Annotated in this window: 18 protein-coding genes; 5 read left to right on the top strand and 13 right to left on the bottom strand. The window is 56.3% G+C overall.

Annotated elements, in window-relative coordinates; translation table 11 throughout:
* Positions 1–550 precede the first annotated feature (550 nt).
* Complete coding sequence (locus tag G6L01_RS03625) at positions 551–1,480, top strand: hypothetical protein (RefSeq protein WP_070167849.1); 930 nt, start codon at positions 551–553, stop codon at positions 1,478–1,480.
* 157 nt (positions 1,481–1,637) lie between these two features.
* Here the strand turns inward: G6L01_RS03625 and G6L01_RS03630 are convergent, their stop codons facing one another.
* From G6L01_RS03630 to G6L01_RS03665, 8 genes are all read right to left on the bottom strand, one after another.
* Positions 1,638–1,799, bottom strand: a complete 162-nt coding sequence (locus tag G6L01_RS03630) for a hypothetical protein (protein ID WP_156584029.1) — start codon at positions 1,797–1,799, stop codon at positions 1,638–1,640.
* The gene (locus tag G6L01_RS03635; protein ID WP_156535192.1) at positions 1,796–1,960 is read right to left on the bottom strand and encodes a hypothetical protein; all 165 of its coding nucleotides are present in this window, start codon (positions 1,958–1,960) and stop codon (positions 1,796–1,798) included. Before G6L01_RS03635 ends, G6L01_RS03630 begins: the two co-directional genes overlap by 4 nt.
* A 197-nt stretch (positions 1,961–2,157) precedes the next feature.
* Positions 2,158–3,051 (bottom strand): uracil-DNA glycosylase, encoded by an 894-nt coding sequence (locus tag G6L01_RS03640; protein WP_071206216.1) that lies wholly within the window; start codon positions 3,049–3,051, stop codon positions 2,158–2,160.
* A gap of 91 nt (positions 3,052–3,142) precedes the next feature.
* Positions 3,143–4,435, bottom strand: a complete 1,293-nt coding sequence (locus G6L01_RS03645; protein WP_070167851.1) for an Hsp70 family protein — start codon at positions 4,433–4,435, stop codon at positions 3,143–3,145.
* Positions 4,436–4,770: 335 nt separating this feature from the next.
* Positions 4,771–4,974 carry a hypothetical protein gene (locus G6L01_RS03650; RefSeq protein WP_070167852.1) on the bottom strand — a complete coding sequence of 68 codons (204 nt, stop codon included), beginning with the start codon at positions 4,972–4,974 and terminating at the stop codon, positions 4,771–4,773.
* Between the two features lie 14 nt (positions 4,975–4,988).
* Entirely contained in the window at positions 4,989–8,123 is a 3,135-nt protein-coding gene (locus G6L01_RS03655) for an efflux RND transporter permease subunit (protein WP_070167853.1), read from the bottom strand.
* Complete coding sequence (locus tag G6L01_RS03660) at positions 8,120–9,415, bottom strand: efflux RND transporter periplasmic adaptor subunit (RefSeq protein ID WP_070167854.1); 1,296 nt, start codon at positions 9,413–9,415, stop codon at positions 8,120–8,122. Before G6L01_RS03660 ends, G6L01_RS03655 begins: the two co-directional genes overlap by 4 nt.
* Positions 9,416–9,605: 190 nt before the next feature.
* The gene (locus G6L01_RS03665; protein WP_070167855.1) at positions 9,606–10,391 is read right to left on the bottom strand and encodes an SDR family oxidoreductase; all 786 of its coding nucleotides are present in this window, start codon (positions 10,389–10,391) and stop codon (positions 9,606–9,608) included.
* 281 nt (positions 10,392–10,672) lie between these two features.
* Here G6L01_RS03665 and G6L01_RS03670 point away from each other — a divergent pair, with 281 nt between their 5' ends.
* Both G6L01_RS03670 and G6L01_RS03675 read left to right on the top strand, forming a co-directional pair.
* Complete coding sequence (locus tag G6L01_RS03670) at positions 10,673–12,334, top strand: electron transfer flavoprotein-ubiquinone oxidoreductase (RefSeq protein WP_070167856.1); 1,662 nt, start codon at positions 10,673–10,675, stop codon at positions 12,332–12,334.
* 325 nt (positions 12,335–12,659) lie between these two features.
* Entirely contained in the window at positions 12,660–13,763 is a 1,104-nt protein-coding gene (locus G6L01_RS03675; RefSeq protein ID WP_070167857.1) for a branched-chain amino acid aminotransferase, read from the top strand.
* A gap of 67 nt (positions 13,764–13,830) precedes the next feature.
* Here G6L01_RS03675 and G6L01_RS03680 read toward each other — a convergent pair whose 3' ends face one another.
* Positions 13,831–15,342, bottom strand: coding sequence for a tyrosinase family protein (locus G6L01_RS03680; RefSeq protein WP_081344284.1), 1,512 nt, complete (start codon positions 15,340–15,342; stop codon positions 13,831–13,833).
* A 468-nt stretch (positions 15,343–15,810) separates the two neighbouring features.
* On the opposite strand from G6L01_RS03680, the gene G6L01_RS03685 reads away from it, so the two are divergent.
* On the top strand, positions 15,811–17,082 hold the full coding sequence (locus G6L01_RS03685; protein ID WP_070167859.1) for an SAM-dependent methyltransferase: 1,272 nt from the start codon (positions 15,811–15,813) through the stop codon (positions 17,080–17,082).
* 118 nt (positions 17,083–17,200) lie between these two features.
* Here G6L01_RS03685 and G6L01_RS03690 read toward each other — a convergent pair whose 3' ends face one another.
* From G6L01_RS03690 to G6L01_RS03705, 4 genes are all read right to left on the bottom strand, one after another.
* On the bottom strand, positions 17,201–18,121 hold the full coding sequence (locus tag G6L01_RS03690; RefSeq protein ID WP_139190230.1) for a hypothetical protein: 921 nt from the start codon (positions 18,119–18,121) through the stop codon (positions 17,201–17,203).
* A gap of 262 nt (positions 18,122–18,383) precedes the next feature.
* Positions 18,384–19,147, bottom strand: a protein-coding gene (locus tag G6L01_RS03695) for an IS5-like element IS869 family transposase (RefSeq protein ID WP_139190091.1) whose coding sequence is annotated in 2 segments (ribosomal slippage) — positions 18,384–18,832 and positions 18,832–19,147 — 765 coding nt in all. Because the reading frame shifts where the segments join, the coding sequence is not laid out codon by codon here.
* Positions 19,148–19,380: 233 nt separating this feature from the next.
* On the bottom strand, positions 19,381–20,757 hold the full coding sequence (mgtE, locus tag G6L01_RS03700; protein ID WP_156584190.1) for a magnesium transporter: 1,377 nt from the start codon (positions 20,755–20,757) through the stop codon (positions 19,381–19,383).
* Between the two features lie 508 nt (positions 20,758–21,265).
* The gene (locus G6L01_RS03705; RefSeq protein WP_139190331.1) at positions 21,266–22,495 is read right to left on the bottom strand and encodes an MFS transporter; all 1,230 of its coding nucleotides are present in this window, start codon (positions 22,493–22,495) and stop codon (positions 21,266–21,268) included.
* A 390-nt stretch (positions 22,496–22,885) separates the two neighbouring features.
* On the opposite strand from G6L01_RS03705, the gene G6L01_RS03710 reads away from it, so the two are divergent.
* Entirely contained in the window at positions 22,886–23,794 is a 909-nt protein-coding gene (locus G6L01_RS03710; RefSeq protein ID WP_070167456.1) for a diacylglycerol/lipid kinase family protein, read from the top strand.
* Positions 23,795–23,950: the final 156 nt, after the last annotated feature.

Consider the following 23,950-nt stretch of genomic DNA (forward strand, 5'->3'; position numbering starts at 1 on the left):
AGCATGCTTTATAGAACAAGGCATCGTAGATGCTCACGCATCCTCGCCTTGTGCGAATTTTGACCCTCTCAAACGCACCGGAGGCTTAATATACGCAAAATTGGAATACTAAGAGCCATTTGCAGTGGTTTTCCGTGTTATGCGCCCTGGAAATGTCATTGCTCGGAACGCTGGGATACGTGCGATAGGGAGCCATAAAGGACCGTGTAGTGAAAAGATGCTCCAAAGTCGACTATGATATGGTATAATATCGACTTGCCACTTTCTACGGCGGATACGCGCTGCCTTACTCAGGATGGCGCAGTTTGGATAATGTTGATTTTACGCAAATGATATTAATTCATGCGCTGTGACCGTATGAATAATTTTTAGGTTAAGAATTTCCTTGTATTCCTGTCCGTTGTGATGGGGTTCACAAGAATTTATTGGCAATACGACGGGTTTTGTTGCTATGATCAATAAAAAATTAACGATGTAGATGGCGATGGCTCGCTGGGTATAGGTTCTTGCTGTTTTCCTTATTCATGTATTGCTGAACTTGGGATTGTTCATGGCGCTTTCTGTTGCAACGCTTGCATCCTCCTGGCGCTTCGCCGAGGCGATAGCTGTCATGGCGGCACGGTTCGGCGATCAGTTCGATGAGACGCCAAGATTGGCGCGTGCGCTTGTTTCGCATCAGCGCTGGATGATGACCCAGGCCGCATTTGCGCTCTATGCTGATCACCTGGCGGGACGCAGTAGCGGTCCTGGAATGACGGCCAGTGGCTTGGCGGACTGGATCTGCCAGACCGGGATTGCCAGCCGCAACACGGTTCTGACCTATGTCGATCAACTTCTATCCTATCGCTTCATTCACCTTCACCCCGCCAGCGCCAAGCGTCCGCGCAGTTTTGAGGCGAGTGAGGCCAGTATCGATGCAATGCAGCGATGGCTTAGCGTCAATCTCGCTGTACTCGATCATGTCGATGGTGGCGAGAGATTACAGCATCTTCAGCAACGTCCCGAATTGCTCTTCCTGGTTCAGCCGGAATTTACGCGGCTTTGCCTTGATGATCGGCAATGGCGCGAGCCAGGTGAGCGTATCGGCCTGTTTCTGTGGACGGAAAGTGGTGCCCTGGTGATGGATAGGTTCATATCCCTCACGCCCAATGCAGTCCTTGAGGATGACTTCTACGATCTGGGGACAATTGACATTCCGGCCATGGCGGAACGCTTCGTCATGTCACGAACCCATCTGCAAAGGGCCTTGAGAAAGGCCGAGCAGCACGGTTGTATTCGCCGTAACGGATCGGGCCGGGCCAGCCACATCTGGCTGTCGGCAGACTTCTATCAGGAATATCGCGATTGGCTGGCGCGCAAATCGGCTATTCTCGACGCGGTCTTTGAAAAAGAAACGATGTTTGTCGGAAGAGAAGAGCAAGCACATCCGCACAATGAACCTGCTGTGGAGGTGCGTTCTGCATCAAGCGGAGGATGCTGACCGGCATCTGCAGGTTTGAAATGGTGTGCCTAAACACCTAACCGCTTGCAGCCGGTCTTCGAACCATTTGTTGCTGAACGCGATGCGGCAAGTGGAAATGTTGCAGTTAAAGTCCATTCCGAAAGAAAACTGCTGTCAGTTTTTGAAACGGAACCATTTAAAAGGGAATGGCCGCCTGCAACACGGCGTCATCGCCGTCGGCACGTGCGGAGCGGCTGAAATCACGCGATGCACTAACCGCTTCGCGGATCTGTTGAAAAGCCCTCACCGGGCGGATGGCGAGGCGTCTGGCCTTTGTCCCGTCAAAACTGTGGGTCATCGAATGTCTCTTTCCAATCGTATCCAGGCCGTAGAGGCCAATTGTTCGCAGGCGACATAGCCCATGCGGTAATAGCTATGCAGGCCCTTGAGCGAACGGATTTGCCCGCGCACCGTTTCGAACTTGCTATGGATTGGCCGTGTAATGCGTTTCCGGTTCATCGTCCTGGTTCCTGTAAAGGGTCCTCCCAAGACTGTAGCGCGATTGCCAGCCATTCATGCCCGACAAACACCTGCAACAGTGATTATATTGCACTGCAATATAGAAAATTCAATGGCTCTAAAATGATGACTGCCATGCGGTTTGCGCATGGGTTCGGTGAGAAAGCTAACGATCGGCTATCATTGCAAGGCGCGTGTCAAACTAACCGCTGCCGGAAGGCGAGAAGGTCGCGCCAGGCCAGAGCCTTGGTGGCGGGAGCTTGCAGCAATTCCTGCGGATGAAAGGTTGCCATGGCGGCAACCCCATGACCGCCTGCGGCCACGTCACGCCACTCTCCGCGCATCGAATGGATTGTCGCCGTTCCACCGAAGAAGAACCGGGCGGTGAAATTGCCGAGCAGGAGAACAGCCTTCGGTTCGGCCAGGGCGATCTGTCTCTCTATGAAGGGCCGGCAGATGGCGGCTTCAGCCGGGGTCGGCATGCGGTCACCAGGGCCGCGCCAGGGAATGGCGGTGGTCAGCAGCAGCGCGTCGCGACCAAGGCCAATGGCGGCAAGCATCCGGTCGAGCAGTGCGCCGGTCCGGCCGGAAAAGGCCAACCCCTCGCGGTCGTCATCGCTTGACGGAATGGGGCCGATCACCATGATGCCTGCCTCAGCGGGGCCTTCGGCAAAAATGGTGGAACGGGCGCTGGTCTTCAGATTGCAGCTGGAAAATCCTTCCAGAGCCGCTTTCAACTCAGCCAGCGACCGAGCGCTCTCGGCGGCAAATCGGGCGTCGTTGATTGCCGTTTCGTCGGGAATGGCAAGCGGTGTCGATGCAGCAGGTCGAGGGGCCGGGCGGTCGCGGGTGAGGGCAGGGCCATTCTGCGAACCGACAGGGGCGGTCGCGGTCCGTTGATCCTGGGCCTGAACTGCGGCTTGAACTGGGGCTTGTTGGGGCGCGGCCCTGGTCCGCGCCTGCCGTTCTGCTGCAAATTGTGCGATCCGGTCAACAGGCGCATCTTCCACAAGCCACTCCACCCCGGCTTCGGCGTGAAAAGCCAGAAGGGCGGCAAGTTCGGCGGCAGTCATGTCCTGAGCGGCAATCATTGCAACGTTTTAGACAAGCTGTTCGCAGAAAGGAACAGAAAACCGTATTTGCTTCCGGTTATGCTGTCCCCCCGGTCGTGCTGTCTCCAGGTCATGCTGTCCAGAGAGCGATATCGTCGCGGTCGCCAATCAGCGCCAGTCCATGGGCAATCGATACCATTTCGCCGCCGCTCTCGATGCGGTCCTGGCTGAAGCGCTCGGTGAAGATTCTCCGCACCGCCGGAACGAAGGATGTGCCGCCGGTCAGAAACACCTTGTCCACGGCGCCTGCCTCGGTGTTTGTTCGGGTGAGAACATCATCGAGTGCCGATTCGATGCGTGTGAGATCGTCGGCGATCCAGCTCTCGAAATCCTGGCGTTTGACGGTCTTGCGGCCAGCCGCGCCAAGTGGCGAGAAGTTGAATTCTGCTTCATCCGCCGCAGACAGTGCCATTTTGGTGGAGGACACCGCCTGGTAGAGCGGATAGCCTTCATCATGCTCGACGAGGTCGATAAACAACTCCAGCTTGTCGGGCGCGAGACTTTGGCGCACCAATTGCTTCAGGTCGGCGAATTCCTTTGAGGACTTGAACACCGACAACTGGTTCCAGCGCGAAAAGCTGGTGTAATAATTGCTTGGAATATCCAGGATCTTGTCGAAACTCTTGAACTGGCTGCCCTTGCCGATTTCAGGCGCCACCAGATGCTCGATGATCCGCGCATCAAACTGGTCACCGGCCAATCCGACGCCGGAATAGCCGACCGGCACTGCCGACAGCACGCCTGCCTTGCGCTCGAAGCGGATCAGCGAATAGTCGGTGGTGCCGCCGCCGAAGTCGGCGACCAGCACCGTGGCATCCGTTGTCAGGTGCTGGGCGAAATAGAAGGCCGCGGCCACCGGCTCATAGACATAGTGGATTTCCGGAAAGCCGAGACGGGTGAGCGCTTCGTTATAGCGGCGCATGGCAAGCTCGGGATCGGGGGAGGCGCCAGCGAAATGCACGGGCCGGCCCGCGACGATGCGGCCAGCATTCGCAGGCCAGCCATCGCCAGCATAGGTTTCCAGCCGTTTCAGGAACACTTCCATCAGGTCTTCGAACTGAAACCGTCGCGCATGGACCAGCGTGCCCTGAAACAGTGCCGAGGCCGCAAAGGTCTTGATCGATTGCAGGAAACGGCAGTCGCCGGGATTGTCGATGAACTGACGAATGGCGGCTTGCCCGGCCTCCACCTTCAGGGCGCGCGCGCCAAGCTGGGCATCCTTCATGAAGGACAATGCGGTGCGCATGCTGTCGGTGGTTCCAGCCATGGAGGTGAACTGCACCGAATGGGTGGTTGTCTCGTCGATACTCTGTGCCAGCACCGTGTTGGTCGTGCCGAAATCAAGCCCAAGCGCGTTTGCCATGGCTGCTGCTCCCTGATGCCTGTCTATTGGCGTGATTGATTGGACCGTTGCGGGCGCGCCTCTGCCTGAGAGGGGCTTTTCTTAAGGAGCGGGCCTGATGACACAGGCTGGGGCAGGATGCAAGGATCGATTTCCAGAAAGAGCCGCTGGCAGCGGGCGAGAGCTTGTCAGGTTCAGGTTGAACCCGACAAGCTCTCGCTTCTCTTGTTTTCGTATGTCTTATCGAGGAAACCGGGTTCCACTTTTCCCTGACAAACACCTATGACTTGACAGATAAAAGCGCCGCGTTCGGTCAAACGCGGCGCTTTGAAGCGGCAATCATCAACTGCGCGAAGTTATCGCAAAATCCGGCCCGCTCCCCAGGTCAGGACCAGGCCGAACAGGGCCAGCAAGCCGCCCCAGATGATCCAGGGGGTCTGGTTGATCATGAAACTGGATTGTGGGTAGGGGAAAATCCCGGCACCCTGCGCCATCCACAGAATGCCCATGGCAATGGCCAGCAAGCCGATAATTGTTAAAGCCCAACGCACGACAATCATTTGACTTGCTCCCGCTATTCAGCCGCCATGGCTGGTTTGGATGGCCCATCTTCGCTGTTTGCGGCGTGGTGACCTTTGTCGCGGCGAACGAGCCGGGTCAGGAATTTGCCGAACCGGTCCATTTCCACGAAGATGACAGGTGTGATGAACAGTGTGAGCAATTGTGAGACGATCAGGCCGCCGACAACGGCGATACCGAGCGGCTGGCGCAGTTCGGAGCTGGCGCCATGGCCTAGCGCAATAGGGAGTGCTCCGAGAAGCGCGCAGAACGTGGTCATCATGATCGGCCGGAAACGGCGAACACAAGCCTCGTGAATGGCCTTTGCCGGTGTCTCGCCATGCTCGCGGATCAATTCCACCGCCACGTCGATCATCATGATCGCGTTTTTCTTGACGATGCCGATCAGCATCAGCAGGCCGATCAGAGCGATGACCGACATGTCGAAATTCAGCAGTTTCAGGGCCAGAAGCGCCCCGAAAGCCGCCGCCGGCAGGCCGGAGAGAATGGTGAGCGGATGGATGAAGCTCTCATACAGCACGCCCAGCACCACATAGATCGTCAGCACGGCGGCCAGGATCAGCAGACCGGTATTGCTTTGCGACTGCTGGAAAATCGCCGCCGTACCGCCATAGGAGGTGAAGACGTCGTTGGGCATACCAATCTCGGTCTTGATCTGATCGATCCGGGCGGTGGCGTCGCTCAGCGATATGCCGTCAGGCAGGTTGAACGACACCGTGGTCGAAACCAGCTGGCCGGTCTGATTGACAGTGACAGGGGCAGTATGACGCTTGACCGTGGCGAAGTTCGACAGCGGCACCAGCGTTCCCGTGGAAGAAGACCGCACCAGGATATCGCGCAGGAACTCGTCGTCCCATGGCTTGTTCCTGTCGAACTCGACGATGACATCGTAGCTGTCGCCGGTCGACTGGATCTGGGCAGCATTATAGCCGCTGAACGCCATTTCCAGGGTCTTGCGCAACTGATCGTTGGTAATGCCGAAAGCGGCGGCCTTGCCATTGTCGATGTTGATATCGGCGGCGATGGCATTGTTCTGCGCATCGCTGGTCACATCGGTAAACAACGGGTCCTGGCGCATGGCGGCCTGGATTTTCGATGACCATTCATCTGTTGCTTTCGTGCTCAGCGCCTGGACAACCAGCTGATACTGGCTGGCAGTGCTGCGGCCGCCGAAGCGCAGATTCTGCTGTGGAGTGATATAGCTGCGGATGCCGGCGATCTTCGACAGCTTCTGTCGCATCTCGTTGAGGGTTTGAGCGAGAGGCGGACGGTTGTCCTTCGGTTTCAACTGAACGAAGATCGTGCCGTTGTTAAGCGGGCTGCGGCTTGAGCCACCGACGATGGATGTGACGTGATCGACAGCCGGATTGGTCTTCAGTTCTTCAGCGACCTTTGACTGAAGATCGCGCATGGCCGCGTAGGAAATATCCTCACGCGCCTGGGTGCTGACCGTCAACCGGCCAATATCTTCCTGCGGGAAGAAGCTGGATGGCAGCGTGTGGAACAGCCAGCCGGAGCCTGCGATGGAGGCGACAAAGACCATCATCACCACAAAACGGTGGTTGAGACACCAGCGGACAGACTTGTCATAGCCGCGTTGCGTCTTGGCAAAACCAGCATCGAACCAGCGCACGATCAGCGGTGGGCGGCTGTTGTGGGAGGAAATGCGGGCCGCCAGCATTGGCGTGACCGTCAGGGACACTAGGGCTGAAGACAGAATGGCCATGGTGACGACCATGCCGAACTCATTGAATAGGCGTCCGACAACACCGCCCATCAACAGGATGGGAATGAACACCGCAACGAGTGAGATCGACATGGAAATAATCGTGTAGCTGACCTCGCCTGCGCCTTTAAGGGCAGCCTGAAGCGGCGGCATGCCTTCTTCGACATGGCGCAGGATATTTTCCAGCATGACGATGGCATCATCCACCACCAGTCCCACCGCCAGCGTCAGGCCGAGCAGCGAGATATTGTCGATACTGTAGCCAAGCACATACATGCCGCCAAAGGTGGCAATCAGCGACAGCGGCACGGCAAGACCGGGTATGAGGGTCGCGGTCAGATGGCCGGTGAACAGATAGATGACCAGGATGACAAGGGCGATGGTGAGGAACAGCGTGAACTGAACATCGTGGATCGCCTCGCGGATCGCGGTCGATGAATCGTTCATCACATTGATCTTCAAGGAGGGAGGCAGCTGCTTTTGCAGGGCAGGCAGCTTGGCCAACACCTCATCGACCACCTCGACCGTATTGGCGTCCGGCTGGCGCTGGATGGCGAGGATGATCGCCTGCTTCCCATCGAACCAACTGCCCGCGTCGAGATTATCGACACTGTCGCGCACATTGGCGACATCGGAAAGGTGGATTGGCGCGCCATTGCTGGTGGTGGAGATTACCAGCGACTTGAATTCCTCGGCATTGGTGCGCTGGGTATTGGCATTGATGGTGAGCGACTGATTTGCCATCTGCAAGGTGCCGATTGGCACCTGGCTATTGGCCCCGGAAATCGCCGAGGTCAGCGTGTCGACGCCAAGCCCGCGCGCTTGCAGTTTGGCGGGATCGACGCCGATCCGCACCGCGTAGGTCTGGGAACCATAGATGCTGACCTGCGCCACGCCGTTCAGCGTCGACAGCAGCGGGGAAATGATATTTTCGGCAATCGAATCCACCTGACTGCGCGGCATCTCATCGCTGTTGATGGCCAGGAGTAGCACCGGTGAGTCGGCCGGATTGGTCTTGCGGTAGCTCGGGTCAGACGTCATGTTGCTGGGCAATTGACGGCTGGCGCGGGAAATTGCCGCCTGAACGTCAGCGGCGGCGGCGTCGATATCACGGTTCAGGTCGAACTGGAGAACGACGGAAGAATTGCCCAGCGAGTTGGTTGCGCTGATTTCGCTGATTCCGGGTATGGTTTCGAACTGTTTGATCAACGGGGTGGAAACGGAGGTCGCCATCGTTTCCGGCGAGGCGCCTGACAGGGTCGCCGTCACGTTGATGGTTGGAAAATCCACCTTGGGCAGAGCGGCCACTGGCAGAAGCCGATAACCGGCCAATCCGGCCAGAACCAGGCCGATGGCAAGCAGAATGGTGGCAACAGGCCGATTGATGCAAAAAGCAGGGATCATCGGGTGATATCCTTCGGCTCGTTTTCAGCCACTTTCTGGCCGGCAAACTGTTCCAGAACAGTCTGGCCATCGGCAAGCTGCACCTGGCCTTCCACCACGACGTGATCACCTTCCTTGAGACCCGAGGCAATCGCCGTCATATCGCCATTGGCGCGCAAGACGGAAACCTTGGTTGCCTTGACCTTGCTGTCGCTGTTGACCGTATAGACGAAGAAGCCTTCAGCGCCGGGGCGAACCGCAACGGTCGGTACGAGGATGTTGCGGTCTTCGGTCTGGAAACGAACGGTGACATTGGCGCTCTGACCGGGCCAAAGAACGCCCTTGTCGTTTTGAAACTCTGCCTTGACGAGAATAGTCCCCGAGGTGGTGTCCACGCTATTGTCGAAGAAGGACAGCTTGCCTTGAACCGGTACGCCGCCGGTCGAGGCGGGATCGACATCGACCACCACATCCTTGCCAGCAAACGCCTGATGCAATTGCGGCAGGTAGCGTTCCGGCATCTGGAACTTCACATAGATCGGATTGTAGCGGGTGATGCTGACGATGGCGGTTCCGGCGCTGACATAGGCGCCGATGCTGAGCTGGATACTTCCGAGCCGGCCATCGAAGGGCGCCCGGATCTTCATGTGCTCCAGGTCGACCATATCGGAGGCCAGAGTGGCCTTATCGGCGTCAACCTTGGCGGCGGCCGAATCTCTTGATGCCTTGGCCTGTTCGTAGGCCTGCTGTGATTGCGCATTCTGCTTGAGCAAGCTTTCTGCACGCGTCAAGGCAGCCTCGTATTCGGCCAGGCTGGCCTGGTCGGAAACGATATTGGCCTGGTCCTTGTCCACAGTCGCCTTTGCGATCCGGTCATCCAGCCGGGCAATCAGATCTCCAGCCTTTACTTCCTGTCCGTCCTTGGCGATCACGTCCTGAAGCAAACCGCTCTTGAGGGCCGCCAGTGTCGTGGTATCCTCCGCTTCGGCCCAGCCAGTTGCCGTAGCATCCATTGGCAGATTGCCCATGCTGACCGCAACGGTCTTGACCGATGCTGGCCCGCCATTGCGTCGGCCGCCACTCTTTCCGCTCCCTTGGCCGCCACCTTGGCCTGCCGGTTTACCGGCTTCCTGCCCTGACGATTGCCCATTGGTCTGGGCCGTTGCCTGTTCGGCACCTGGTTTGTGGCCCGCCGTCTGGCTGGCTTGGCTCAGAAACGGAACCTTGTCGAGATAAGGAATTTGGTCGCGATATATCCACCCGCCGACGGCAAGGATTGCGATGATGCTGGAGGCGGTCCAGAATTTTTTCATGTGTCAGGGCCTGATGAAGCTTGAGCTGGTCGTTCATCCCATCATTATTGAATTAATGCACCGCGAAAATAACAGCCAAGCACACTATCGATCAACTCGCGGTGAGTTATCCTTAAATTCTTGTAATAAAGTCGTATTTAGTGACAATAGTGTTGGTTCGTCACTAAATACGACGGTTTGAGCTGCTTATTCAAAGAGATTTGGCGGCGCCGCCATCGACCCGCAGCATCGTGCCGGTGATGTATGCGGCAGGGACGGAGCAGAGAAAAGCACCCGCGGCGGCAAATTCTTCCACCTTGCCAAGCCGTCCTATGGGGATGGTTTTGATCGAGCTCTCGCGAACCTCTTCCAGCGATTTGCCCTGGCGTTTGGCATTGGCGCCGTCCAATTCATCAATCCGGTCGGTATGGATTCTTCCGGGCAGGAGAAGATTGGCGGTGATGCCGAAGGAAGCTATTTCGGAAGATAGTGTCTTGTTCCAGCCGACCAGCGCGCCGCGCAATGTGTTTGAGAGCGCCAGATTGGCAATCGGCTCAATAACGCCAGACGAAGCAACAGTGAGAATGCGTCCGAAGCCCTGCGCCTTCATCTGGGGAACCAGCGCGTTGGTCAGCGTAATGATCCGCACCACCATGGACTGAAAGAAGGTGTGGAGCTTTTCATCGTCCATGTCTTCCACGGTGCCGGGTGTCGGCCCGCCGGTATTGTTGACGAGGATATCGATGCCGCCAAGTTTTGTGGCGATGGCTTCAACGAGCGTGGCGACAAAGTCAGTATCGGAGAGATCCGCCACCACATAGTCCGCCTTGCCGCCAGCCTTGACGATGGCAGCGCAATTGGCCTCGAGCTTATCTTTTGTGCGCCCGCAGATCAACACATGGGCGCCTTCGGCGGCCAGTGCATTGGCGATGCCTTGCCCAAGTCCGCGGGATGCGGCGAGAACAACCGCCCGCTTGCCGGAAATGCCGAGATCCATTGTGAATTCCTTTTTGTGAATGACGATGCGATGTCGACAAGAACCTAACAAGCGAGGATGCAAAATCAAAGGCACAGATAGCGATAAGCTGCGGTGGCCAGCATGTCATACATTTCCCGGCGGCTCAGTAATTGACGTGCACGTAAACGGAAGATATTCTTGTCCCTCATAGCACCTCGCAGGGATTTCACGCCTTGCCCTGTCGCAACCTGGCTCGACAAGCCCGGTTTGATTTGACAAGGAAGATATCCATATGGGGAAAAGCCGAGCGGAGAAAAACGATGAGCGAACAAGAGCTGCCCGAGCGCGAGAGCATGGAATTCGACGTGGTGATTGTCGGCGCGGGACCGGCAGGTCTTTCGGCGGCCATTCGCCTCAAACAGGTCAATCCTGATCTGACGGTTGTGGTGCTGGAAAAGGGTGCCGAAGTTGGCGCTCATATTCTCTCCGGGGCCGTGGTTGATCCGGTTGGTGTCGATAAGCTCCTTCCGGATTGGCGCAAGGAAGCCGATCATCCGTTCAAGACCGAAGTCACCGCCGACCATTTTCTGTTTCTTGGTCCCGCAGGCTCCATTCGCCTGCCCAACGCGCTGATGCCGCCGCTGATGAACAATCACGGCAATTACATCGTCTCGCTCGGCAATGTCTGTCGCTGGCTGGCGGGCCATGCTGAAGCGCTCGGTGTCGAGATTTATCCGGGCTTTGCCGCCACCGAATTGCTTTATAATGAGGCTGGCGCAGTGATTGGTGTTGCCACCGGTGATATGGGCGTCGAAAAGAACGGCGAACCCGGCTCCAGTTACACGCGCGGCATGGAATTGCTGGGCAAATATGTGCTGATCGGAGAAGGCGTGCGGGGCTCGCTTGCCAAGCAGTTGATCGCCAAATTCGATCTGTCACGCGATAGCGATGTGCAGAAATTCGGCCTTGGCATCAAGGAACTGTGGCAGGTCAAGCCCGAGCACCACAGACAAGGCCTGGTCCAGCATTCGTTCGGCTGGCCGCTGGACATGAAAACCGGTGGCGGCTCGTTCCTCTATCATCTGGAGGACAATCTGGTCGCGGTCGGCTTCGTCGTGCATCTGAACTATAAGAACCCCTATCTCTATCCGTTTGAAGAATTCCAGCGCTTCAAGACCCATCCGGCCATTCGCGGTACGTTCGAGGGTGCCAAGCGGATTTCCTATGGTGCAAGGGCGATTACCGAAGGCGGCTATCAGTCGGTGCCGAAATTGTCCTTCCCCGGTGGGGCGTTGCTGGGCTGTTCGGCGGGCATGGTCAATGTGCCGCGCATCAAGGGTAGCCATAATGCTGTGCTGTCGGGGATGATGGCGGCGGAAAAGATTGCCGAGGCAATTGCCGCAGGCCGCGCCAATGATGAGCCGGTCGAGATCGAAAACAGCTGGCGCGGCAGCGAAATCGGCACGGATTTGCGGCGGGTGCGAAATGTTAAGCCGCTGTGGTCGAAACTCGGCACGGTGCTTGGCGTGGCGCTGGGTGGGCTGGATATGTGGACCAACCAGCTCCTCGGGCTTTCCGTCTTCGGCACGCTGAAACATGGCAAGACCGATGCCCAGAGCCTTGAACCGGCGGCACAGCATAAGAAGATCGATTATCCCAGGCCTGATGGTGTACTGACCTTCGACCGCCTGTCTTCGGTGTTCCTGTCGAACACCAATCACGAGGAAGACCAGCCGGTGCATCTGAAGGTCAAGGACATGGCCCTGCAGAAGAGCTCCGAGCTTGGCGTCTATGCCGGTCCGTCAAGCCGCTACTGTCCCGCCGGGGTTTATGAATGGGTGGAGAAGGAGGGCGAGCCGAGCTTCGTCATCAACGCCCAGAACTGCGTCCACTGCAAGACCTGCGACATCAAGGACCCGAACCAGAACATCACCTGGGTGCCGCCACAAGGAGGCGAAGGACCGGTTTATCCGAACATGTAATGTTTGGGTAAGACGGTCCGCACGGACCTCCGTTAAGGAGAGCGGGGAAGGACCGGTTTATCCGAACATGTAATGTTTGGGTGAGGCGGTCCGCACGGACTTCCGTTAAGGGGAGCAGGCGAAGGACCGGTTTATCCGAATATGTAATGTTCGGGTAAGACGGTCCGCACGTCTTTATTACCCGGATCAGGCCGTTGGTTGGATATTTTTATCAACCGTACCGGTTTGCACTTGAAATGACTTGCGAAAGCTGGTGATCGTCTATACGAAACGTCAATAGGTCAGCAATATTGACCTATTGACTGATTTGAGGAGATCACCTGTCATGTCTGCCGCAACCGCACAGCCGGAATTCATCGTCAAGCCGAATGCGAACCCCATGCCGGAAGCAGAGCGCCTGGAGGCGTTCCAGAGCCTGGGCTTTGGCACGCTGTTCAGCGACCATATGGCGGTGATCCAGTGGAATGTGGTGAAGGGCTGGCATTCGGCGGAGATTACCGCACGCGGACCATTTGCCATCGATCCGGCAGCTGCGGTGCTGCATTACGCCCAGGAAATTTTCGAGGGGATGAAGGCGTACCGTACGGCGGAAGGTCGCGTCGTGCTGTTTCGCCCGGACGAAAATGCCCGCCGTTTCAACGAGTCTGCGCGACGCATGGCGATGCCGGAAATTCCCGAGGAACTGTTTCTCGAAGCCATTGATAAACTGGTCAAGGCCGATGCGAAGTGGATTCCGGAGGGTGAGGGTAGCCTTTACCTGCGGCCTTTCATGTTTGCCAGCGAAGCATTTCTGGGTGTGCGTCCGGCGCGCGACTATATTTTCTGCGTCATCGCCTCACCGGTCGGCCCCTATTTCAAGGGCGGCGCCAAGGCGGTGAAGATCTGGGTCTCGGAAAACTACACCCGCGCCGCGCCCGGCGGCACCGGTGCCGCCAAATGTGGCGGCAATTATGCGGCCAGCCTGATTGCTCAGCAGGAAGCGGTCGAACACGGCTGCGATCAGGTGGCCTTCCTGGATGCCGCCGAGCACAAATGGCTGGAAGAACTGGGTGGCATGAACGTGTTCTTCGTCATGGACGATGGTTCGCTGGTGACGCCGCCTCTGGGGGGCACCATCCTCCCGGGCATTACCCGTAATTCGCTGATCTCGCTTCTCAAAGACCAGGGCATGACGGTGCATGAACGCCCATATTCTTTCGAGGAATGGCAGGCTGATGCCAAAAGCGGCAAGCTGAAGGAAGCCTTCGCTTGCGGCACGGCGGCTGTGGTGGCCGGCATCGGCGAGGTCAAATTCACCGACGGTGGCTTTGTGATCGGCAATGGCGAAACCGGTCCGACCACGTTGAAAATCCGCGAGCAATTGGTCAATATTCAGCGTGGCCAGAGCAATGACCCGCATGGCTGGGTGCGGCGGATCGACGGGATCTGATTGCCGGTCATTCCAGGATGACAGATGAAGCGAGCAAGGCCGGAAGCTATTCCGGCCTTGCTCTGTCTCAGCGGATCTGCAACTCGATGCCGCCCATGATCGTTGGATCGGAGCCAGCTTCCGGCTCGCCGATCGGCTCGAGTGTGACTGTGGCATCCTGTAGCGTCAGGCCATCCAGATCCGCCTTGGGCACGAGGTCGGTGATGTCGAACAACACACTGCTGTCGCCATGGCTTGCATTAGTGTCCGCATGTGTTGCGGCAAAGAAGTTGAGGTAGCCGACAAACCGTTTATCCTTCTGACCCGCCAGCGTGAGGTTGATCATGTAGAGCGTGTTGGGATTGCGGGCGACCATGACGGCCTTGAGCACGACGTAAATCCGCGCCTTTTCCCGACCTGTTTTCAGCGCCGTCAGCCGATTTTGGTTTTTCGCCGTGGTCGCCGCTGCTGGCTTGAGCGTCACGGTTGTTGCCGTCTGCCCGAGCTTGATCAGAGCGTGGCTGTCCATTTTCATTGTCTGCGTATGCTCACCGTGGCTGGGCGCCGAGGACATCAGGGTGAGGGGGCTTGTAGCAGCGGCCGAATCGGCGACCAGTTGCAGATTGGCGCTGACCGGCTGCGGCAGGGAATCGTAGGTATAGGGCAGGGTAGCCGGGTTGGACACCGAGCTTAGATCAGCCACCAGCGCGGTGCCGTCGGGCGCAACGAAGGTAAATTTGACGGTAGACCAGTCGATGCCGTCCGTCTGACTGGGGTTTTTGCCGCCCAGGGCATTCCAGTTGGACCAGATACGGTCGATATTGCAATGATGCATCCAGAAGACCGGATCTCCAGCGGCGGTCGGCACATAGCCCATATTGGTGGAATTGCCGGTAAGATCATGGACATTGCCGTGCAGGCCATAGTCGAGCGTGTTGCAGAAATCCGAATATTCATTTCCCTGCATGACCGGCAGTGCGAGTGGATTGGGCAAATTCTTCTCGAGATAATATTGGTTGATCGGCTGCCCGCCATTAACGTTCGCATAGCCCTTTCCATTATTGATATTGCGGTTTTGCTTGTAGAGAGGGCTGCTGGGGTCCCTGAATTCCTCAGGAATGGCATAGTATTTTGCGTTGGTATAGTCCCAGTATGGCAGGGTGAACGCGTCGTTCTGGGTAACCTGGCGGACGATATTCTCAAGTTGGAGAACATAAAGCCGGTGCCATGGCAGGAAATAGTCTGGCTGCGTCTTCGTGCCGTTTGCCTGAGGGGCATGGGGCTGGCAGGTATACCAGCTGGCCTCGGCCAAGGCCTTTTCCTTGGAGGATGATGTGCCGAACACCTTTTTGATTTCGGTGTCCTTGCTCGCCGGGCTGGCATGGATATACCATTGGAATGTCCAGGAGCGAGGATCGGTGTCCTTCCAGCTCTTCATTTCCTGGACGGCGCTCGTATAGACTTTGAGCATTTCCTTGCCCTTGTCCGAGGCGACATTATACCGGACGTAACTAGGTGCAGCACGGCTGCCCTTGGGTGCAATCAGAGAGGCGATTGCAGCCGACATGGAGGTGAGGAGAAGAGTTCTGCGGTCGATCATATTGAGCCTTTCTAAAATAGATGGACTCAATTATTAGTTTCATAAAATAAATTTGCAACCTTTGAGGGTCGTCCTTTTTTGGGTGTTATAGGTCCTCATGCGCCCCGCTCTTCCTATTTTTTGCATGATCCTTTTTTACACCATGATTAGCCGGTTGATTGGGATCTGCTGGGCTGGTGCCGAGACGATGTCAAACTCCGAGACTTTCGTTTCAGCCTCGTTCGCTTCGTAAACCGCAGAAGCTGCGGTAGAACTTCGAATTGGCTGGGTAATATCCTTCTTAAATCAAGGCGGTCTATAGCTTGTCAGAGAAAAATGGAAACCGATTTTTCCGAAAAGACAAACGAAACAAACTGATCTTAGGTCATTGTGGTTCAGTCTGAACCTGACTGACTTTTGAGGAAGGTAAAACGCAGCCGTATCGCCGGACTCCTTTTCTCAGATCCACTCCAGAGGCTGTTGAAGATCATGGCATTGCATCCCGGAAATGCAGACCGCTTGAAACAACCACCACGATCCATTTTTAACACTATTTCGGATTGGGCCCTGGCCTCGGCGCTGTCGCGCATCGTCACCATTGGTTGTCTGGATATTGTGACAGCCAGCGGCAAGACGCTGTCATTTGGTGACCGTACGGGTGACCCTGTCACGGTTCGCTTCGCCGATACGCGCGCGCAATGGGCGTTTTTGATCGATGCCGATATGCGGCTGGGCGAACTCTATATGGATGAGCGGTTCTTCGTTGATCAGGGAACCATGTTCGATTTCGTGTCCATGGTGTTGCGGGAAGCGCAAAATGCCACCCATCCACTGATCGCCCGGATTATCGACGATGTGAGGACCCGGTTCAGGATCTTTCGCCATCGCAATCTTCCAACCAGATCCAAACAGAATGTCGCGCACCATTACGATCTGGATGCACGGCTTTACGAACTGTTTCTGGATGAAGACCGGCAGTATTCCTGTGCCTATTTCGAGCATGACGATCAGAGTCTGGACGACGCCCAGCGCGCCAAGAAAGACCATCTTGCCGCCAAGCTGCGCCTCAAGCCGGGAAATCGTGTGCTGGATATCGGCTGCGGCTGGGGCGGTCTTGCCCTGCATCTGGCCGATAGGGCGGTGGGTGGAGAGGTCGTGGGCGTCACCCTGTCCGAAGAGCAGCTAGCCTATGCGCTCAAGCGGCCCCGCAAACCTGCCACAGAAGCGGCCAATGTCGATTTCCGGCTGATGGATTATCGCAGTCTGGACGGCACGTTCGACCGGATCGTCTCTGTCGGCATGTTCGAGCATGTCGGTCTTGCGGCTTACAGGGCGTTTTTCAGCAAATGCAGCGCGCTGCTGGCCGATGATGGCGTGATGGTGCTGCACACGATCGGCTGTTCCGCAATGCCGGGCTTCACCACGCCCTGGCTCGACAAATATATCTTTCCGGGCGGCTATATTCCGGCGCTTTCCGAGATCGTTCCTGAAATCGAGAAGGCTGGCCTGACGATCACGGATGTCGAGGTGCTGCGCATCCACTATGCCAAAACCTTGCGCCACTGGCGTGATCGCTTCACCGCCCGATGGGCAGACGCAGCCACCCTCTATGACGACCGCTTCTGCCGGATGTGGGACTATTATCTATCAACCGCCGAAGCCGCCTTCTATCACGAGGATCTCGTCGTCTTTCAGATCCAGATAGCCAAGAAAAACAATATCCTGCCGCTGACGCGGGATTATATTTTGCGGGAGAGGTGAGGGGGCGGCGGTTGAGCTAAGACCGCCGCCGGTTTCATCCTTTGGGTAGAAGACGGCGATTGCCGTTTTACTCTATCCTATTTCTGGGTGACGCTCGAAATATCGCTAAGGGACAGTATTAATCTTTTTTCGTAATTTTTTGTATTACTGTTTCGATATTGTCATCGATTAGTCGGATGCTGACTCCAACCTGCGTCTGGCTTGATAGAGTCTGAAGGCTGGATATCCGGATACTCGTGGTGCGGTCAACGGTATAGTTCAGTGTATCCCAAGTTATTGTATCGTTGGTGACCGTACCACGCTTGTAAAAAGCATCGTCGTCATTGCTGCTTTTATGCGACTCCCATATGACGCCACCATCAGTGATTGTGAGATCATTGGAATCGCCTTTGTCGTAATTGTTATTATGAACGAGTTTCAATTGCGTAAGATCAGCGGTGACACTTCCGTACTGGTAGTAAAGGTTTGTGCTGCTCCCTGACGCGTGTCCAAGTATGACGTCATTCTCTTTATTGATGCTAACGGTCGGATGTAATCCTGCATCATATTTAACTCCAGAACTCCATTTTATTGTGAGTTTATCTGTATCTATTGTTCCAATGCTGTAATATAAATTTGTACTTTCCGTAGAGGACCATACAGCAACCGCGACTTTTTCGTTTATCGATAAAAAGGGATCTGTTCCAGCGTTGAATTTAATGCTTTCACCCCAATTGATAATATATTTCTCTTTGTCAATCTTTCCAACTCTATAGAATAAGTTGTTGCTATCTGTGGTAGATCTATGAACAGAAACTGCATATCCGCTATCATTGATAGAAATGGTGGCTTGGTCTCCATCGTCGTATGTTAGCTGCTCCCCCCAGCCTATGGTAGGAATATCTGTATCATAGCAATTTCCTACGCAGTAGTATAGATTGCTACTGGCTGTGGAACTCCACCCAGCAACAATAACTAAATCACCGTTCATTGTTATTGTCGGATGCGATCCGTTTGCAAAAACTCTGGAGCTGGTTGATTTCATATCATAAATGGCCATGTTTATTACCTCAATATTTTTCTATTGTCTGATTTTGTAATTTGCACGTAGAGGTACGTGCAGTACAACTTTTTATAGAAAAAAATAGTTAATACAACCTAATAGGCGGGCCTATGGAAGAAATGATTTATGTATGGATTGTGTTTTCTTAGAGCATCGGACCGAAAAGTGGGAACCGGTTTCGGAAAAATCTGATGCTAAAACAAAATTCTAGAGCATCGTGTCGATTCCGATTTTCGGCACGATGCTCTAGGCCGTAGACTCATAACGATCTGATCCAAATTCTTGCTGCTGCCAATTTGACAGCGGCGAGAAAGTTCAATGGGTCTTTGTCGTAACGGGTTGCGATGCCTCTGAACTGTTTGAGTTTGCTGAAGAAACGCTCAACGAGATTGCGCTGTCGGTAAACCCATTGGCTGAAAGGGAAGCTTCCCTTCCGATTGCTCTTGGCAGGAATATTGGCCCATGCCTGCCTTTGCTTTGCAAATGCTCTGATCGCGTTGGTATCGTAGGCCTTGTCCGCCAGCAGGATCGCACCCTTGGAGATTGTCTGTAACAATGGTTCTGCCATGCGACCATCATGGGTTTGACCGGCTGTGAGTGCGAGACGGATCGGTCGGCCATCGGCATCGACAACGGCGTGGATTTTGGTGGTCAAGCCGCCACGGGAACGTCCCATGCAGCCATCGTGTTGATCCCCCTTTTTCCCGTGGCCGCATGTTGATGAACACGGACACAGGAGCTGTCGATCATAACGATATCGCCGTCGAAAGCCTTGGAAATCTCGCCCAGAACATGATCCCAGACACCCGCCTTTCGCCATCGCACGAACCGGTTGTAGCAGGTTGTATATGGACCATATCGATCAGGAACGTCTGCCCAGGGTGAACCTGTCCGAAACCGCCACAAGATGCCGTTGATCACCCGCCGGTCGTCAACCCGTGGCACCCCACGCGGCTTGTTGGGCAACAAGGGCTGGATGACAGTCCATTCGAAATCGGTGAGATCAAACCGGCGACGGGTCATGAGAGGCCTCCAAATCAAGGCCTCAGTGAATCAAAATCAGGCCGATTTGCAAACCCGGTTTATGAGTGTGCGGCCTAGTGAAATGAATTTAACATTTGATACCCATTTGCCGGGCCGTCGAGGATCAAATGTCAAAATCAGAGCACTCGGGTTGCCTCAAACCCCAGCGAGCATGCAATGACGCGCGAAGCCGCCCTAGCCAATCCCCGGGCGGCCTCATCCCAAATCCCTCCCTACAACAGCGTTCCGCTCAAGATCACCAGCGCAACGGTAAAGTAGATCACCAGCCCACTGACATCCACCAGCGTCGCCACAGCTGGGGCCGAGGCGCTGGCGGGGTCGAGGCGCAAGCGTTGCAGCAGGAAGGGCAGCATTGAGCCCGCCATCGAGCCGAACGTGACGATGCCGATCAGGGCAGCAAATACGGTGAAGCCAACCAGCAGCCAATGGTCGCCGTAATTGTAGAGACCCATGTGCTGCCACAGCGCAATGCGAACGAAACCAACCAGGCCGAGAATAGTCCCCAGCGTCATGCCCGTGGGCAATTCGCGGATGGCAACCCGCCACCAGTCGGAAAGCTTCAATTCGCCGACAGCCAGCGCACGAATGATCAGCGACGTTGCTTGTGAACCGGAATTGCCGCCGGAGCTCATGATCAGCGGGATGAACAGGGTCAGCACCACAGCCTTTTCCAGCTCGCCTTCGAAATATTGCATGGCGCTGGCCGTAAGCATTTCGCCAAGGAACAGGGCGGCAAGCCAGCCGGCCCGCTTCTTGATCATTCCGGCAAAGCCGATCTGCATATAGGGCTTGCCGAGTGCTTCCATGCCGCCGAATTTCTGGGCGTCTTCGGTTGTGTCGGCAATCATCGTGTCGATCACGTCATCGACGGTGACAATGCCCAGCATCTGGCCTGAATCATTGGTGACGGGCAGGGCCAGCAAGTTGTGGCGGCGGATCAGGCGAGCCACTTCTTCCTGCGTCATCAGCGGGTCTGCATGCACGACACCGTGACATTGGGCGACCGACAGAATGGAGGCCTCGGGCTCCACGGTGATCAGCCGCCGCAACGTGACCACGGCAATGAGCGTCCGGGTGATACGGTCAAGCACATAAATCGCATAGACGGTCTCGCTGGCATTTTCCACCATCCGCACATGGGCCAGCGTTTCGGCCACCGTAAAATCATCGGGCACGCTGACGAATTCCGTCGTCATGATCGATCCGGCGGTGCGCTGCGGATAGGCCATCAGATGTTCGACAGCATGGGCTGTGGCCGCATCGAGCCGCGAGAAGATCATCATGCGGCAGCGGTCGTCCATCGCCTGGAAAATGTCGGCGACCCGGTCGTGGGCAGTGGCTTTCAGCAGGCGCACGGCTGTATCGACCGGCAGGGCCGCGATGATGTCGGCAGCATGCACCAGTTCGGGGCGGGCAATGACGCGCAGCGCCTTTGGCTGCGGCAGGCTTGCCAGCATGGCGGCGGCCTCGGAATTGTCGAGCGCGTTGAGCTGTTCAATCCGGTCCGTAATGGTCACGACATTAAGGCTGTCGTTGAGAAGGTGGCGGGCAGCATGACCGGCCCGCAGAGGAAGGCGTTCGATATTCATTGTGCTTGCCTTTCCGTCGATCCGCCGTAGCGCAACCGACCGGCAAGCTGACGGAACCGTCAGAGCAGGGCGACCGCGTACGGCATGGACAATCGACTGCTACTGTCGCTTGGCATCTTATCGATGACTCCGTTGATATCCGTGCGGGAAATTCCCGCCCGTTCATATTAGCTGCGCCTCTGCCTGCGCAAAGTCAAGAGGGGTATAGCGGCTTGAACCGGGGTGAAAGCGTGCGGTGCATTACACAATTCGGTGATTACCGGTTCTGTCTGGATATAGGCGTCATCTCGATTTTTATTCCGCTATCCTGCTGGTCGGCGGGTACGGAAATTTCCGAGATATTGCAAGGACTTAATCAATAAATTCCACCGTGGCTTTCTAAGCTTGCGGAGCGGGAAAGCGGCAGATGCGGAACTTATGATCCATTAACTATGCACGTAAAACACACTCAAAGGCGCGCTGCTGGCGTGGGTTGGTAGCGTGCTTCTCGTGCTTGTTCGATAACCGGTCAGGATGCTGATCGGCGCTGTAATGTCACCGAGATGAGGAAGACGATCAGGCCGAAGAAAGACAGAACCGCACCGACATAGCCGGTTGCGCCATAGCCGTAACCCGCGGAAATCACCATGCCGCCCAGCCAGGCGCCGAGTGCATTGGCGATATTGAAGGCCGAGTGGTTCGATGCTGCCGCGAGCGTCTGGGCGTCGGCTGCGACATCCATCAGTCTCGTCTGCACGGCGGGACAGGCGGCGAAACCGCAGCCGGTCAGGAAGACGCAGATGCACAGCATGACCGGATTGGCGGCGGTCAGCGAAAAGATCGTCATCAGCACGACGTTGAAGGCCAGCATGCCGCCGATTGTGCCGTTCAGCGAATAATCGGCCATGCGTGAGCCAACCACATTGCCGACATTCATGCCGATGCCGAACAGCGCCAGCACAACGGCAATCATCGAGGCGGGTAGTCCGGCGGTGTCGGTGGTGGTCTTGGCGATATAGCTGAAGATTGAGAACATGCCGCCAAAGCCCACCGCAGCCACCGCAAGCGCCAACCAGACTTGTAACCGGCCGAAAGCACCGAGTTCACGGCGAATGCTGGCGCCTTCCGCTACCGTGTCCTTGCGCAGGTTGAACGCGATCAGCACCGCCGTCAGCGCGGCAATTGCTCCGACCAGCATGAAGGCGGCCCGCCAGCTCATCATCTGGCCAAGGAAGGTGGCAAATGGCGTGCCGATCAGTGTGGCAATGGTCAGGCCCAGCATGACGCGGCCAACGGCGCGCGCCCGCTTGTGCGGCTCGACCATCGATGCGGCCACCAGGGCGGCGACGCCAAAATAGGCGCCATGCGGCAGGCCAGTGATGAAACGCAGGACGGTGAAACTCAGAAAGCTAGGGGCCGTTGCACTGGTGATATTGCCAAGAGCAAACAGGCCCATCAGCATCAGCAGCAATGTCTTGCGTGGCAGCTTTGCCGCCAGCGCGGCAATGATCGGCGCTCCGACAACCACGCCCAATGCATAGGCACTGATCACGCGCCCCGCCTCGGGTACGCTGACGGAATAGGTCTGCGCCACCTCCGGCAGCAGGCCCATGATGGCAAACTCGCCGGTGCCGATACCAAACCCACCGACGGCCAGCGCAAATTCAATCAACAGAACCGTGCGCGGTGATAGGGCTGCTTCGGAACGGTCTGGACCTGGTCTGACAGCTGAGGGTGCAAAGCGGATCGTATCGTTCATAAAATCATCCCGGCACCGGAGCAAGGCTGGTGCTGTTCAATAGAAAGGGCAGCAGGGAGGACTGCTCGACGCAGCTGAATAGCGAAATAACCCATTTGGCGCATCCATCATCCAGCCGCTAACCATGCGGCGGTCATGCACAAGGCAAGACAGTCGAGGTCGCAAACCTGCCGGAGGGATGGTCAAACGTGATACCGCTATCCTTAGCATGCCTGTGTGCGTTGCGGTAGAACGATAATGGTGATCTTGATCTTTTCGGCTGCAAACCCGATTTGCAGCAGACGCATGCAACATAATCGACGGCGGATCGTTAAATTGCGTTGTCGTGCGGTTTCAACGTAAGGCACGCCAGTCTGGAACTGGACGTCGGTCAAAAGGAGCAGCGCGGGAATGAAAATCAAGGCCGTTTTCAACCGGGAGGGCGGGACCTTTCGCACCACCGACATGGATGCCTATTGCGCACGCGCCGAGCAAATCTTCCGCGATGCCGGTCATGAGATCGAAACCATGGCTGTTGATGGTCGTGATATCGTCAAGACCCTCGAGGCGGCTGCAAAGCAGGGGTATGACGCGCTGATCGCCGGTGGCGGCGACGGGACCATATCGACGGCCGCCGGCATTGCCTGGAAAGCCGGTCTGCCGCTCGGCGTCGTACCCGCCGGGACTATGAACCTGTTTGCACGCTCGCTGAAACTGCCGCTCGATATCTGGCAGGTTCTGGAGGTGCTGGCCTCTGCGGAGGTCCAATCCGTTGATATTGCCACTGCCAATGGTCAGCCCTATGTCCACCAGTTTTCTGCGGGCCTGCATGCCCGAATGGTCCGCCTGCGCAACCGGATGGATTATGCCTCGCGCTTTGGCAAAATGCGGGCCAGCACCAGCGCAGCGATCAGCGTGATGTTCAATCCGCCTCGCTTCGACGTCGTTTTCGATATCGACGCTGATGGACGCCAGGATAGCAAGGAAGTGTCCGCCGTTTCGGTTTGCAACAACCCGGTTGGGACCAATCCGTTATTTTATGCCGATGATATAACCACCGGGCAACTCGGGATTTATCTTGCAGCCCCACTCGATTCGGTCGGATTGGCGGGATTGGCGATTGATATTCTGCGCGGCAAACTCACGGAAAACCAGGCTGTCACATCGGCCACCTCACAAATCGTCAAGCTGCATTTCCCAAAACACCGTCACGGCGTCGCCTGCGTGATCGATGGAGAACTGCTGCACATGCCTCGCGATGTAGAGATCAGAATTCATCCCGGGGAACTGAAGGTCTTGGCACCAGCCCTTCAGGTATAGCGCACATCATAGAAACGCCCGGCTGAGCCGGGCGTTTAAACTGTCACACTTTCCCTAGAGCATCGTACAGAAAATCGGAACCAGCACGATGCTCTGAGTTTTTGTTTGCGCATCGGATTTATCCGAAAACCGGTTCTTAACTTTCGGTCCGATGCG

Source organism: Agrobacterium vitis (assembly GCF_013337045.2).
GTDB classification, from domain to species: Bacteria; Pseudomonadota; Alphaproteobacteria; order Rhizobiales; family Rhizobiaceae; genus Allorhizobium; species Allorhizobium vitis_B.